Below are 14,027 nucleotides of genomic sequence, written 5' to 3' on the forward strand. Positions count from 1 at the left end.
TGGCATGTTGGTGGCAGCAGTTGTATTGAATCTGCAGCTCCTGCAATTTGCACAAGGCGGCCCTCTGCGGTCAATGCGCTGGCTGGCGATGGGGGCCGGGGTTGAGTGTGACCTTTGGCGGTCCCCGTCCGCCTTGTCTGGGGCTACCCTGTGAAATTACCCGCAGGAGAGCCTCATGAACGTCCGCAACCTGGTCCCGCTGGGCCTGACCATCGCCATCGCTGCCTCGCTGGCGGCCTGTGGCAAGAATGAAACCGCGCCGGCGGCCAGCGCCGACGCCAAGCCGGCCTTCGACCTGTCGCAGATCAAGACGCCGCTGATCTCGCTCAGCAGCGCCGATCTGGATCCGGCCATTTCGGCCTGTACCGACCTCAATGGCTTCGTCAACAGCAAGTGGCTGAAGGCCAACCCGGTGCCGGGCGACCAGACCACCTGGGGCAGCTTCGAGATCCTGCGCGAGCGCTCGCTGGAAGTGCAGCACGCGCTGGTGCAGCAGGCTGCGGCCAGCCAGGCCAAGGCCGGCTCGGTGGAAGCCAAGATCGGTGACATCTGGAAGACCGGCAACGATGAAGCCAAGATCGAAGCCGCCGGCCTCGCTCCGCTGCAGCCGCAGCTGGACAAGATCACTGCGCTGAACGATACCGCCGCCATCACCCAGTACCTGCGCGACAGCCAGGCCGAGGGCAAGGGCGTGCTCTTCTCGCTGTTCGCCAATGCCGATTACAAGGATTCGGCCAACGTCATCGCCTACGTCGGCCAGGGCGGTCTCGGCCTGCCGGAGAAGGGCTACTACTTTGACGACGCCCAGGCCAAGATCCGCGACGCCTACGTGGCCTACATCGCACAGGTGCTGACCCTGTCCGGCGTGGACGCGGCGCAGGCCGCCGAGCAGGCCAAGGCCGTGATGGCCTTCGAAACCCGCCTGGCCAAGGCCTCGATGTCGCGCATCGAGATGCGTGACCCGGCCAAGCGCTACAACCCGCTCAGCGCGGCCGACGCCGACAAGCTGACCCCGAACTTCAGCTGGACCGCGCTGTTCGACACCCTGAAGGTGCCGGCCGCGCAGAAGTTCTCGCTGGCACAGCCGGGCTTCTTCGGTGAAATGGACAAGATGCTGGCTGACGTGCCGGCTGCCACGTGGCAGGCCTACCTGCGCTTCCACACCATCGACGACGCCTCGCCGTACCTGAGCAGCCAGTTCGAGAAGGCCAACTTCGATTTCTATGGCACCACCCTGCGTGGCCAGAAGGAAATGCAGCCGCGCTGGAAGCGCGTGCTGGAGTCGGTCAACGGTGGCATGGGTGAGGCCCTGGGCCAGCTGTACGTCGACGCCGTGTTCCCGGCCGAATCCAAGGTGGCCATGCAGCACCTGGTGGAGAACCTCTCGGTGGCGCTGAAGGCGCGCCTGGAGCAGCTGCCGTGGATGGGCGAAGAAACCAAGAAGAAGGCGCTGGAAAAGTGGGCCAGCTTCACCCCGAAGATCGGTTACCCGGACAAGTGGCGTGACTGGGCAGGCCTGCAGACCAACGGCGACAGCTACCTGGGCAACATGCAGGCGGCGCGTGCGTTCAACTACCGCTACATGCTGGACAAGATCGGCAAGCCGGTGGACAAGACCGAGTGGGGCATGACCCCGCAGACCGTCAACGCGTACTACAACGCCACCAAGAACGAGATCGTGTTCCCGGCGGCAATCCTGCAGGCGCCGTTCTTCGACGCCAAAGCCGATCCGGCGCTGAACTACGGCGGCATCGGTGCGGTCATCGGCCACGAGATGATGCACGGCTACGACGACTCGGGCAGCCAGTTCGCCGCCAACGGCAACTTCGACAACTGGTGGACCGACGCCGACCGCAAGGCTTTCACCGAGCGTACCGACCAGCTGGTCGCGCAGTTCGACGGCTATGAATCGGTGCCGGGCGTGTTCGTGAAGGGCAAGCTGACCCTGGGCGAGAACATCGGCGACCTGGGTGGCCTGACCGTGGCCTACGATGCGCTGCAGATGGCGCTGAAGGAAGATCCGAAGGCGAATGTCGAAGTCGATGGCCACAGCCAGGACCAGCGCTTCTTCATGAACTGGGCCACCGTGTGGCGCCGCAACTTCACCGATGGTGAGCTGCGCGTCCGCCTGAACACCGACCCACATGCGCCGGCCAACTTCCGTGCCAACGGCGCGCCGTCGAACATGCCGTCCTATGCCGCTGCGTTCCAGTGCAAGGCCGGCGACGCGATGGTGCGCGCCGACGACAAGCGCGTGGTGATCTGGTAATCGATCGCACGTAATGCGTGATGCAGAAGGCCCGGCGAATGCCGGGCCTTTTGTTTGTGTCGCCGGTAGCACCGGGCCATGCCCGGTGGAAATCTCAGGCCAGCTCCGGCTCCCGCGCCAGCATGCGATGGAAGCGCTGCAACACGTAGGGGTCCACCAGCCCTCCAGATTGCGCTTCGATGATCCGCAATGCGGTTTCGCGTTCCATCGCGGCACGATACGGGCGCACGCTGGTCATCGCATCGTAGGCATCGGCGATGGTGACGATGCGCGCGCCCAGCGGGATGGATTCGCCGCGCAGCCCATCGGGATAACCGTTGCCATCGAAGGCTTCGTGGTGGGCGCGGATCAGCCGCGCGACCGGTGCCGCGTCGCTGCGGCCGGTGGTCAGGAAAATATGCTCGCCGCGCACCGGATGCTCGCGCATGATCGCGCGCTCCTCATCGGTGTGCCGACGCGGCGCCAACAGCACATCGTCGGGAATGCCGATCTTGCCGATGTCGTGGAAGCGCGCGGCCAGGCCGATCTGCGAACAGGCATCGTCATCGAGATCGCAGTGCGTGGCCAGGCGCTGCGCGAGTCGGCCGACGCGGTCGCAATGGTGGCGGGTGTAGGCGTCGCGCATCTGCAGCGACATCGAGAGGGCATCGATCAGGCAGGCCTGCGCGTGCAGCAGGTCGGGAGCGGGTACGGCGTCAGGAAGCATGGTCATCCGCCCGCACCGGGTGGGGACCGGTGCGGGGTGTTCAGGGGGCGATCAACCCGGGGCGAGGGTGGTCAGAAGAGCGCGGGCCGCATTGAAGCGGTCTTCCGGCAACGGCAGCGGGTGCTTGATGCGCAGCTTGTCGGGCCCTTCCATGGCGTAGAGGTTCGGTTGTTTCTGGATCAGCTGGATCACCGCCATCGGGTCGATGTTCGGCTTGGACTCGAACGCGATGCGGCCACCGTTCTCGCCCAGGTCCAGCTTGCGGATGCCGAGCGTGTTGGCCTTCAGCTTCAGCTCGGCGATGGCGAAGAGATGCTTGGCCGCATCCGGCAGCAGGCCGAAGCGGTCGATCATCTCCACCTGCAGCTCGCGCAGGGCATCGCTGTCGCGCGCGCTGGAAATGCGCTTGTACAGGGTCAGGCGGGTATGCACGTCCGGCAGGTAGTCTTCCGGAATCAGCGCCGGCACATGCAGTTCGACCTCGGCACCACGCACTTCTTCGCCCGCATCCAGATCGGGCAGCTTGCCCTGCTTGATGCTGCGCACCGCGCGCTCCAGCAGCTCGGTGTACAGGCTGAAGCCGACCTCGGCCATCTGCCCGCTCTGGTCCTCGCCGAGCAGTTCACCTGCACCGCGGATCTCCAGATCGTGCGTGGCCAGGGTGAAGCCAGCGCCGAGTTCGTCCATCGAGGCGATCGCTTCCAGGCGCTTCTCCGCATCCGGGGTGATCGAACGGCGGTCGGGTGCCACCAGGTACGCGTAAGCGCGATGGTGCGAACGACCGACGCGGCCACGCAGCTGGTGCAGCTGGGCAAGGCCGAAGCGGTCGGCGCGGTTGATGATGATGGTGTTGGCGTTGGGGATGTCGATGCCCGATTCGATGATCGTGGTCGACAGCAGCACGTTGAAGCGCTGCTTCTGGAAATCCAGCATCACCTTTTCCAGCTCGCGCTCGGGCATCTGCCCGTGGGCGATGCCGATGCGCGCCTCCGGCACCAGCTCGGACAGCTCGCGCTGCATGCGGCCGATGCTTTCTACGTCGTTGTGCAGGAAATACAGCTGGCCACCACGCGCGAGTTCGCGCTGGAACGCTTCGCGCAGCAGCGCGTTGTCCCACTGGGTGATGAAGGTCTGCACCGCCAGCCGGTTCGGCGGCGGCGTGGCGATGATCGACAGGTCGCGCAGGCCGGCCATGGCCATGTTCAGCGTGCGCGGAATCGGCGTGGCGGTCAGGGTCAGCAGGTGCACGTTGGCGCGCAGCGCCTTCAGCGCTTCCTTCTGGCGTACGCCGAAACGCTGCTCCTCGTCGACGATGACCATGCCCAGGTCCTTGAACTTCACGTCCGGCTGCAGCAGGCGATGGGTACCGACGATGACGTCGATGGTGCCGGCGGCGACCTTCTCCAGCTCGGCCTTGATTTCCTTGGTGGTCTTGAAGCGCGACAGCACCTCGACCTTCAGCGGGTAATCGGCGAAGCGGTCGCGGAAGTTGCGGTAATGCTGTTCGGCCAGCAGCGTGGTCGGCACCAGCACAGCCACCTGCTTGCCGGCACTGGCGGCGGCGAATGCAGCACGCACCGCCACCTCGGTCTTGCCGAAGCCGACGTCGCCGCAGACCACACGGTCCATCGGCTGGCTGCTGGCCAGGTCGCGCAGGGTGGCGTCGATCGCGGCCAGCTGGTCCGGCGTTTCCTCGAACGGGAAGCCGGCCGCGAACGGCTCGTACATCGCGCGGTCCACCTGCAGTGCCAGGCCGGCACGCGCCTGGCGGCGGGCCTGGATCTCCAGCAGCTCGGCGGCGACGTCGCGCACCTTCTCGGCGGCCTTGCGCTTGGCCTTGCTCCACTGCTCGCCACCGAGCGAATGCAGTGGTGCGGTTTCCGCCGAAGCGCCGGAGTAGCGGCTGATCAGGTGCAGCTGGGCGACCGGCACATACAGGCGGTCACCCTTGGCATATTCGATTTCAAGGAATTCGCCGGGCATGCCGCCGACGTCCATCGCGATCAGCCCGCGATAGCGGCCGACGCCATGGTCCTCGTGCACGATCGGTGCGCCCTCGGTCAGTTCACCGAGGTCGCGGATGATCGCTTCCGGCTCGCGGCCCGCGCGGCGCGTGCGACGGGTGCTGCCGGCGCGCTCGGGGAACAGCTGGCGCTCGGTCAGTACCGCGATGCGCGGATCGTCCAGCGCGAAGCCATCTTCCAGTGGCGCCACTGCGATCGCGAAGCGCGCATCGTTGGCGAGGAAGCTGGGCAGGTCGGCCACCACCGGCGGCTTCAGCTCGGCGGCCTGCAGCACTTCCAGCAACGCCTCGCGGCGGCCGGGCGAATCGGCGGCGATCAGCACCCGGCCCGGGTAGTGGCCGAGGAAGGATTTCAGCGCATCGCCGGCCGGTGCTTCGCGCGCGGCCACCGGCAGCGGCGGCAGCGGCTGGTCGCCCAGCGCGTGCGCGTCGGTGATGCGTGCGTGGTCGGCGGCCCATACCTCGATGCGCGGGGCATCGTTCAGCCGCTCGCGCAGCAGTTCCGGCGACAGGTACAGCGCCGACGGCGGCAGCAGCGGCCGTTCCACATCGTGGCGGCGCTGTTCGTAGCGCTCGCCGGTCTGCGCCCAGAACGCTTCGGCAGCCTCGCCGGCACCGGCGCAGACCACTGGCAGGCTGCCGTCGGGCAGGTAATCGAACAGGGTCGCGGTGCGTTCGAAGAACAGCGGCAGGTAGTACTCGACGCCGGCCGGCGCCAGCCCGGACTTCAGGTCCTGGTACAGCGCGCTGCGCCGGGTATCGACATCGAAGCGCTCGCGCAGCGTGGACAGCACGCGGGCGATGCTGGTCTCGTCCATCGGCACTTCACGGCCCGGCAGCATGTGCACCGCCTCGACCCTGTCCAGCGAACGCTGGCTTTCCGGGTCAAAGGCACGGATCGAGTCGATGTCCTCGTCCAGCAGCTCTACCCGCAGCGGCTGGTCGGCACCCATCGGGTACACGTCGAGCAGGCCACCGCGCACAGCGAAGTCGCCCGGGTCCATCACCTGCGGCACGTTGCGGTAGCCGGCGCTTTCCAGGCGGCGCTTCTCGGCCTCCAGGTCCAGGCGCTGGCCGACTTTCAGGTCGAAGCTGCCACCGATCACGTAGCTGCGCGGGGCCAGCTGCTGCAGCAGGGTCTGCACCGGCACGATCACCAGGCCGCGCTTCAGCGTGGGCAGGCGGTGCAGGGCGGACAGGCGCTGCGAAATGATGTCCGGATGCGGGCTGAAGCGGTCGTAGGGCAGGGTTTCCCAGTCCGGGAAGGCGACCACCGGCAGGGCCGGATCGCCACCGAGCAGGGTATGCAGGTCGGCTTCGAGCTGGTTGGCACCGTGGTTGTCACGGGCGATCACCAGCAGGGGCGCGTCGTGCGCACGCGCGGCCTGGGCCAGGTACCAGGCCAGGGCGGTCGGCGATGCGGGGGCGCGCCACCAGGCGCGGAGCTGGCCGGCGCGCGGCAGCGGCGGGGCGGGGTATGAGGTACGCGACATGGACCCCGGATTTTAGCAGAAGCCCGATCGAAGCCCGGCAGGTCGTGACGGCCGCTGGCCGGCGGCCTCATGCGCCGTTGGGCTGGCGGAAAGCCGGCCAGCGGCCGGCACTACAGGAATGCATCGCCGGGCATGTCCCGGCGCTATCGTCAGTTGTCCAGCTCCAGCACCATCCGTACCAGGCCCTCGGCACCGGTCGGGTGTGGCACCGGTTTGAAGCCCAGCGACGCGGCCAGCTGCTTCATCGGCTCGTTCTCGGCGGCAACGTCGCCATACAGGCGGTCCAGGTACTTGCCGCGGCCCCACTTCACCAGCTTGCGCATCAGCTGCCGGCCCAGGCCCTGGCCAATGAGGAAGCGGCTGATCAGGATCGCGTACTCGGCTTCACGGGTGCCGGGGATGATCGAGGCCCGGGCGACCGCGCCGACCACCGCCTCACCAGCGGGCAGGGATTCGGCGGCGACCAGGGTGATCTCGGTCTTGGGATTGGGGTGGGTCAGGCGCTGGGTGGTTTCCGGCGACAGCTCGGTCACCGCCTGCAGGAAACGATCACGGATTTCTTCCGGCCCGAACAGGCTGAACGCCGCTTGCAGCGGTGCGCCGTCTTCCGGGCGGATGGGGCGGATCAGCAGCTCGTGGCCGCTGGGAGCCTTGAAGATCTCATGCCAGGGCGGCATGCGGTTGCGAGTGGCCATACCGGGTGATTCCTTGGTGGTCCATCGATTGTGGCATCACCGGGGCTGCATTCCGTGAACGAAAGGCTCACGGCGGTACAGCCTCGTGAAGGCCGTCATTCGGGGGCTTTGAGCCAATCCAGGCGGGTGCTGGCCCCGGGTTCGCCCAGGTGCTGGCGCAGCGCCGGCAGGGCCGGGCCGACCACCCGGTCGAACTGCCAGGGCGGGTTGAGCAGCAGCATGCCGCTGCCGTTGAGGCGCAGCGGCGAGTCGTCCGGGCGCACCAGGAACTCGATCGTCATTGCCGATTTCACCGGCAGGGCGGTGGCCTTGCGCAGGAAGTGCAGGATGGTGCGGCGCTGCTTGATCGGGAACCAGACCGCGCAGGTGGCCTGCGGCCAGCGTGCCAGGGTTTCGGCCAGCGCGGCCAGGACGGCCTGGTATTCGGCGTCCTGGGCCTCGTAGGGCGGGTCGATCAGCACCAGGCCGCGACCGATCTTGCTGCCGTTGAACTTCGGCGGCAGCAGCGAGCGCAGCAACGCGTAGCCATCGCCCGGGCGCACATCGACGCGGCTGTCATGGGCGAACAGGGCCTTCAGCGTGGCCGTTTCGGCCTCCTGCAGCTCACAGACCGCCATGCGGTCCTGCGCGCGCATCGCCTGCGCGCTCAGCAGCGGCGAGCCCGGGTAGTTGGTCAGCGCGCCCACCGGGTTGTCGGCCTGCACCGCCTTCAGGTAGCGCTCGACCACCTCCGGCAGCTTGGGCTGGGCCATCAGCCGCATGATTCCGGATTCGGCCTCCAGGGTCTTGCGGCTCTCTTCGCTGGCCAGCAGGTAGCGGCCGGCACCACCGTGGGTGTCGAGCACGAAGAACGGGCTGTCCTTGCGCTTGAAGCTGTCGATCAGGGCCAGCTGCACGATGTGCTTGAGCACATCGGCGTGGTTGCCGGCATGGAAGGCGTGGCGATAGTTCATGGGCGGCAGTGTACGGGGCGGCGGCCGCAGCGGCTATGCTGCGCGCCATGACAGCTCCCGTTGCCCATGTCCTGGTGGTCGAGGACGAAGCCGCCATCGCCGAAACCGTGCTCTATGCGCTGCGCAGCGAAGGCTATGCCGCCAGCCACTGCCTGCTGGGCGGGGAAGCCCTGCAACGGCTGCAGGCCGGCGATATCGACGTGGTGGTGCTGGACGTGGGCCTGCCGGACCTGGGCGGTTTCGAGGTCTGCCGGCGGCTGCGCGCGCAGCCCGGGCCGGCGGCGCAGTTGCCGGTGATCTTCCTGACCGCCCGCAACGATGAAGTGGACCGCGTGCTTGGCCTGGAACTGGGCGCCGACGATTACATGACCAAGCCTTTCTCGCCGCGCGAGCTGGTGGCGCGGGTGCGTGCACGCCTGCGCCGTGCGGCACCGGTCGCCGCGGCGCCCCGCGCGGATGCCGGCTGGCAGGAACATGGTGCGTTCGCCATCGACCGCGAAGGCCGGCGCATCCGCTTCCGTGGCCAGGCACTGGACCTGACTCGTTACGAGTACGCGTTGCTGGAGGCATTGCTGCAGCGGCCGGGGGCGATTCTCAGCCGTGCCCAGCTGATGGATCGCGGCTGGGACAGCAGTGCCGACAGTGCCGACCGCACCGTCGATACCCATGTAAAGACGCTGCGTGCCAAGCTGCGTGCGGCCGGTGCCAGCGATGACCCGATCCGCACCCACCGTGGCCTCGGCTACGCGCTGGAGGTCTAGCTGATGCGCCTGGTACTGAAGCTGTTCCTCGGCTTCTTCCTGATCACCGGCATCGCCGCGTTCTTCGTGATGCGCGTGTTCGTCAACGAGGTGAAGCCGGGGGTGCGCCAGGCGATGGAATCGACCCTGGTCGATGCGGCCAACGTGCTGGCCGAGATGGCCGCCGCCGACGTCAAGGACGGCACCATCCGCAGCGGCAGCTTCACCCGCAACCTGGCCAAGGCGCGGCAGCGTGACCTGAAGGCGATGGTCTGGCGTTTCCCCAAGCGCTCGCTGGATTACCGGGTGACCATCACCGATGCCAAGGGCATCGTCATCTACGACTCGCTGGGCCGCGACCTGGGGCGTGACAATTCGCGCTGGAACGATGTCTACCGCACCCTGCGTGGCGAGTACGGCGCCCGCTCCAGCCCGGAAGTGCCAGGCGAAGAAGGCGATACGGTGATGCATGTGGCGGCGCCGGTGTACGACCCGGCCGATGAGCGCACCCTGATCGGCGTGCTCAGCCTGGCCCAGCCCAACCGCAGCATCGATCCGTTCATCGCCGCCAGCCAGCGCGCCATCATCGAGCGCGGCGCCTGGTTGATCGGGCTGTCGGCGCTGGTCGGTGTGCTGGTGACGATGTGGCTCACCACCGGCCTCGGCCAGCTCAGCCGCTATGCACGCGCGGTCAGCGCCGGCGAACCGGTGCCACCGCCACGGCGCCGCCGCGATGAGATCGGTGACCTCGGCCAGGCGCTGGAAACCATGCGCCGCAAGCTGGAAGGCAAGGCCTACGTTGAACAGTACGTACAGTCGCTGACGCACGAAATGAAGAGCCCGCTGGCGGCGATCCGCGGTGCCGCCGAGCTGCTGCAGGAGCCGCTGCCCGAGGCCGACCGCGTGCACTTCGCGCGCAGCATCGTCGATCAACAGGAGCGGCTGACCGAGACCATCGACAAGCTGCTGGCGCTGGCCGAAGTGGAACAGCACGGCTGGCTGCAGACCCGCGATCCGATCGCGCTGCCCACCTTGCTGGCCGACGCGGCAGCGGCGGCGCAGGTGCGTGCGCAGGCGGCCGGCGTGCAGGTCCGCATCGGCAGCGTGCCCGACCTGCGCGTGCAGGGGGATGCCTACCTGCTGCGGCAGGCGTTGCACAACCTGATCGACAACGCGATTGCTTTCTCACCGCCCGGCGCGGACATCGCGCTGCAGGCCGAGGTGGACGGGCAGGGCGTGCGCCTGCAGGTAGCGGATCGTGGTGCCGGCATTCCCGACTACGCGCGAGAACGGGTGTTCGAACGCTTCTATTCGCTGGCCCGCCCCGGCAGCGGCCGGCGCAGTTCCGGCCTGGGCCTGCCGTTCGTGCAGGAGGTCGCGCGCCTGCATGATGGTCGCGCCAGCCTCGACGCCCGCGATGGCGGCGGTACCGTGGCCAGCCTGTGGCTGCCGTTGGCAGTGCCGGGCCAGCGTCCGCGCCGCTGACTTCACACTCGCTTCAAATTCGCCACAAACCCTGCTCACCCCAGCGGTCCATCCTGCAGCCCTCTCCAACGAGGATGGACCATGAAATCCCTGAAGATGCTGCTGCGGTTCGCCATTGTCGGCGGGCTGATCCTGCTGCTGCTGGTGCCGCTGATGATGATCCGCGGGGTCATCACCGAGCGCAGCCAGTACCGCGACGAGGCCTTTGCCCGGGTGGCCGACAGCCGTGCCGGCACGCAGCAGCTGGTGGGCCCGGTACGGGTGGTGCCGTGGGTGGAGCGCAAGGAAGTTGAATTGGTCGACCCGCTGGGCGTCAAGAAGACCGAGGTGCAGGTCACCGAGGGCCACTGGCTGCAGATGCCGGCGTCGCTGGAGGTGGGCGGCGAGATGCTGCCGAGCCAGCGCGAAGTCGGCTTGTTCAAGGTGCCGGTATACAGCTGGAACGGGCAGATGAAGGCGACCTTCGCCGCAGACGACTATCCGGTGAAGTCCGGCCGCAGTTACGGCCAGCCGTATGTGGCGGTGGGTGTGTCCGATGTGCGTGGCCTGGTCGGTACGCCGAACCTGCGCGTGGATGGCAAGCAGCTGCGGTTGCTGCCGGGCGTTGGTGCGGCCAGCGAGGTGGGGCGAGGCCTGCATGCGCCGGTGGCCGGTTTCGCTGCGGAACAGGGCGGCACGCTGGCTGCCAGCACCGTTGAACTCGAGCTGCGCCTGGACGGCAGCCGCATGCTGTCGGTGGTGCCGGTGGGCGATGACACCCGCATTGCGCTGCGTTCGAGCTGGCCGCACCCGTCGTTCAGCGGCGCCTTCCTGCCCAACGAGCGTCGCGTCGATGCACAGGGTTTCGATGCACGCTGGGCCGTGTCCTCGCTGGCCTCCGACGCACAGCGCCAGCTGCGCAGCGAGGGGCCGATCGATTCGCAGGCGGTGACGGTGTCGCTGGTTGATCCGGTCGATGCCTACACCCAGGCCGACCGTGCCTCGAAGTACGGCGTGTTGTTCGTGGTGCTGACCTTCGTCGGCTTCATCCTGTTCGAACTGATCAAGTCGTTGCGCATCCATCCGCTGCAGTACCTGATGGTCGGCCTTGCACTGGCGATCTTCTTCCTGCTGCTGATCAGCCTGTCCGAGCACATCGCGTTCTGGAAGGCCTACCTGGCCTCGGCGCTGGCCTGTATCGGCCTGCAGGCGGTGTACCTGGCCAACGTGCTGGGCCACTGGAAGCGCGGCCTCGGCTTCGCGGCGCTGCTGACTGTGCTGTACGGCGCGCTGTATGGCCTGCTGGTGTCGGAGAACAACGCGCTGCTGATGGGGTCGCTGCTGCTGTTCGTGATCCTGGCGCTGGCGATGTGGGTAACCCGCCGGGTGGACTGGTACGCGCTTGGCGCGGAACTGAAGTAAGGAGCACGCCATGAGCTGGCGCCAGGGATTGCGGCAACGGGCACGGCAGGGCATTCCGGCCCTGCTGGAAGTGGATGCACTGCTGCAGGCACATGGCGTGCTGGCGGCCCTGCCGGGGGCACGGATCGCCCCCGGCCTGGTCCGCTTCCAGCTGGCGGCGGTGACCTGCGAGGGATTGCAGGGCAACGGGCTGGACTGGTTGCAGGGCGCGCGGCAGGGACGCGGCGCGCTGGCTGGGCGGGTGCCGCGCTACCGGCCATGGAAGGCCGGGGCGGAGGCACTGGCCGAGATCGGCATCGGTGGCCTGCCTGATGACTGGCCTGCACATGCGGCGGTGTACGGCTGCAGCAGCATCGACCGGCGGCACTGGTTGCTGCTGCTGCCGGAACGGGCGCAGTTGTGGCTGGGGTGGAGTGGGTGAGGTGGCGTGGCAGGTGCGAACCAACCACTCTCCTGTGGGTGCGAACCTTGGTTCGCACGCTTCCGCGCCGTCCATGACCGATGGGACGGTATCGGCGCGCCCCTGCTGGCTAGACTCGATGGGTTGATGAGCAGGCCGGAAGGCAGGGGTGCGATGTGATGAAGTGGGGCATGTTGGCGGTAGCGCTGGCGATGGGTGGCAATGCAGGCGCGCAGCAGCGCGAGACGGTGGACCTGGACATGGTCAGCCGCATCCGCCAGGAGGCCTTCCACCGGTCGCAGGTGATGGATACCTTCAGTTATCTCACCGAGCGCATCGGCCCGCGGCTGACCAACTCGCCGGCGATGGGCCGCGCCAACGCGTGGACCCGTGGCAAGTTCAACGAATGGAAGCTGGACAACGTCCACGACGAAGCCTTCGATGACTTCGGTCGTGGCTGGGAGTTCACCTCGGCCAGCGTGGAGATGCTGGGTGACCGGGTGCAGCCGCTTCACGCGCTGCCGAAGGCGTGGACGCCTGGCACCCAGGGCCCGGTTGAAGGCGAACTGGTGCAGGTCGAGATCAAGAAGCCCGAGGACATCGAGAAGTACCGCGGCAAGCTGCGCGGCAAGATCCTGCTGCTGGGCGAGGCGCGCGAGTACAAGCGCGGCACCGAGGCGGATTCGCATCGCCACGATGCCACCTCGCTGGAAGGTCTGCAGGAGTTCACCCTGCCCAAGGACAAGGACGCCACTGCCGAACGTGCCAAGCGGGTAAAGGAGTACCAGGAGCGCCAGCAACTGGCGGCCAAGGTCAATGCGTTCTTCGTGGAAGAGGGCGCGCTGGCCTCGATCAGCATCAGCAGCTGGGACAACGGCATCATCCGCGTTGCCGGTGGCGGTTCACGCAAGGCCGGTGAGTCGGTGGGCATTCCCGAGCTGGCGATGATCAGCGAGCACTTCAACCCGCTGGTGCGTGCGTTGGAGTCCAAGCAGGCGGTCCGCCTGCGCGTGGATGTGGCCGCGCGCTTCACCGACGAGGCCGACCAGCCGGGTTACAACACGCTGGCCGAGATCCGTGGCAGCAGCAAGCCTGATGAAGTGGTGATGATCGGTGCGCACCTGGATTCCTGGCACAGCGGTACCGGTGCGGCCGACAACGCGGCTGGCGTGGCGGTGATGATGGAGGCGATGCGCATCCTCAAGGCTACCGGTGCCAAGCCCAAGCGCACCATCCGCGTGGCGTTGTGGAGCGGCGAGGAGCAGGGCCTGGTCGGCTCGCAGTCCTATGTGGCCAAGCACTTCGGTCGTTTCCCGGAACCCACCGACCCGGCGCAGAAGGCGCTGCCGGCCTCGCTGCGCGAGCCAACCGGCGCGTTGCAGAAGACCCGCGATTACAGCAAGTTCCAGGTCTACTTCAACATGGACAACGGCTCAGGCCGATTCCGTGGCATCTATGCGCAGGAAAACCTGGCGGCGATGCCGATCTTCGAAGCCTGGCTGGCCCCGTTCCATGACGTCGGCGCTACCACCGTGGCGACCCGCAACACCGGCAGCACCGACCACATCAGCTTCGACCGCATCGGCCTGCCGGGCTTCCAGTTCATCCAGGACCGGCTGGACTACTTCACCAACGTCCACCACAGCCACCTGGACACCTGGGACCACGCGGAACCGGAAGACTTGAAGCAGGCCGCCGCCGTCGTCGCCTCCTTTGCCTACAACGCCGCGATGCGCGAGCAGTCCTTCCCGCGCAAGGTAGAACCGTAAAAGGGGACGGAGGGGATTAAGTCGTATCTCCCCTCCGTTTCCCGGTTGCAGGACCAGCGGCTGGGCAATCGCGACTTAATCCCCTCCGTCCCC

10 protein-coding genes are annotated in these 14,027 nt (G+C 67.4%); 6 read left to right on the plus strand and 4 right to left on the minus strand.

Going from position 1 to position 14,027, the window contains the following annotated elements; translation table 11 throughout:
* Positions 1-175 precede the first annotated feature (175 nt).
* Positions 176-2,269 carry a M13 family metallopeptidase gene (locus tag B9Y82_RS04515; protein WP_100471707.1) on the plus strand — a complete coding sequence of 698 codons (2,094 nt, stop codon included), beginning with the start codon at positions 176-178 and terminating at the stop codon, positions 2,267-2,269.
* A gap of 94 nt (positions 2,270-2,363) precedes the next feature.
* Here B9Y82_RS04515 and B9Y82_RS04520 read toward each other — a convergent pair whose 3' ends face one another.
* From B9Y82_RS04520 to B9Y82_RS04535, 4 genes are all read right to left on the minus strand, one after another.
* Positions 2,364-2,981, minus strand: a complete 618-nt coding sequence (locus B9Y82_RS04520; protein WP_100471708.1) for an HD-GYP domain-containing protein — start codon at positions 2,979-2,981, stop codon at positions 2,364-2,366.
* 45 nt (positions 2,982-3,026) lie between these two features.
* Positions 3,027-6,491, minus strand: a complete 3,465-nt coding sequence (gene mfd, locus B9Y82_RS04525; protein WP_100471709.1) for a transcription-repair coupling factor — start codon at positions 6,489-6,491, stop codon at positions 3,027-3,029.
* Positions 6,492-6,640: 149 nt separating this feature from the next.
* A complete protein-coding gene (locus B9Y82_RS04530; protein WP_004150340.1) occupies positions 6,641-7,186 on the minus strand; it encodes a GNAT family N-acetyltransferase in 546 nt (181 codons plus the stop codon).
* Positions 7,187-7,281: 95 nt separating this feature from the next.
* Entirely contained in the window at positions 7,282-8,139 is an 858-nt protein-coding gene (locus tag B9Y82_RS04535) for a 23S rRNA (adenine(2030)-N(6))-methyltransferase RlmJ (RefSeq protein WP_049446337.1), read from the minus strand.
* 35 nt (positions 8,140-8,174) lie between these two features.
* Here B9Y82_RS04535 and creB point away from each other — a divergent pair, with 35 nt between their 5' ends.
* From creB to B9Y82_RS04560, 5 genes are all read left to right on the plus strand, one after another.
* Positions 8,175-8,900, plus strand: coding sequence for a two-component system response regulator CreB (creB, locus tag B9Y82_RS04540; protein WP_100471710.1), 726 nt, complete (start codon positions 8,175-8,177; stop codon positions 8,898-8,900).
* Between the two features lie 3 nt (positions 8,901-8,903).
* Positions 8,904-10,364, plus strand: coding sequence for a two-component system sensor histidine kinase CreC (creC, locus tag B9Y82_RS04545; RefSeq protein ID WP_100471711.1), 1,461 nt, complete (start codon positions 8,904-8,906; stop codon positions 10,362-10,364).
* Between the two features lie 81 nt (positions 10,365-10,445).
* Positions 10,446-11,765, plus strand: coding sequence for a cell envelope integrity protein CreD (creD, locus tag B9Y82_RS04550; RefSeq protein ID WP_100471712.1), 1,320 nt, complete (start codon positions 10,446-10,448; stop codon positions 11,763-11,765).
* 10 nt (positions 11,766-11,775) lie between these two features.
* Complete coding sequence (locus B9Y82_RS04555) at positions 11,776-12,186, plus strand: hypothetical protein (RefSeq protein ID WP_100471713.1); 411 nt, start codon at positions 11,776-11,778, stop codon at positions 12,184-12,186.
* Between the two features lie 170 nt (positions 12,187-12,356).
* Positions 12,357-13,934 carry a M20/M25/M40 family metallo-hydrolase gene (locus B9Y82_RS04560; protein WP_100475170.1) on the plus strand — a complete coding sequence of 526 codons (1,578 nt, stop codon included), beginning with the start codon at positions 12,357-12,359 and terminating at the stop codon, positions 13,932-13,934.
* Positions 13,935-14,027 lie beyond the last annotated feature (93 nt).

It is taken from the genome of Stenotrophomonas maltophilia (assembly GCF_002799155.1).
Lineage (GTDB): Bacteria > Pseudomonadota > Gammaproteobacteria > Xanthomonadales > Xanthomonadaceae > Stenotrophomonas > Stenotrophomonas maltophilia_R.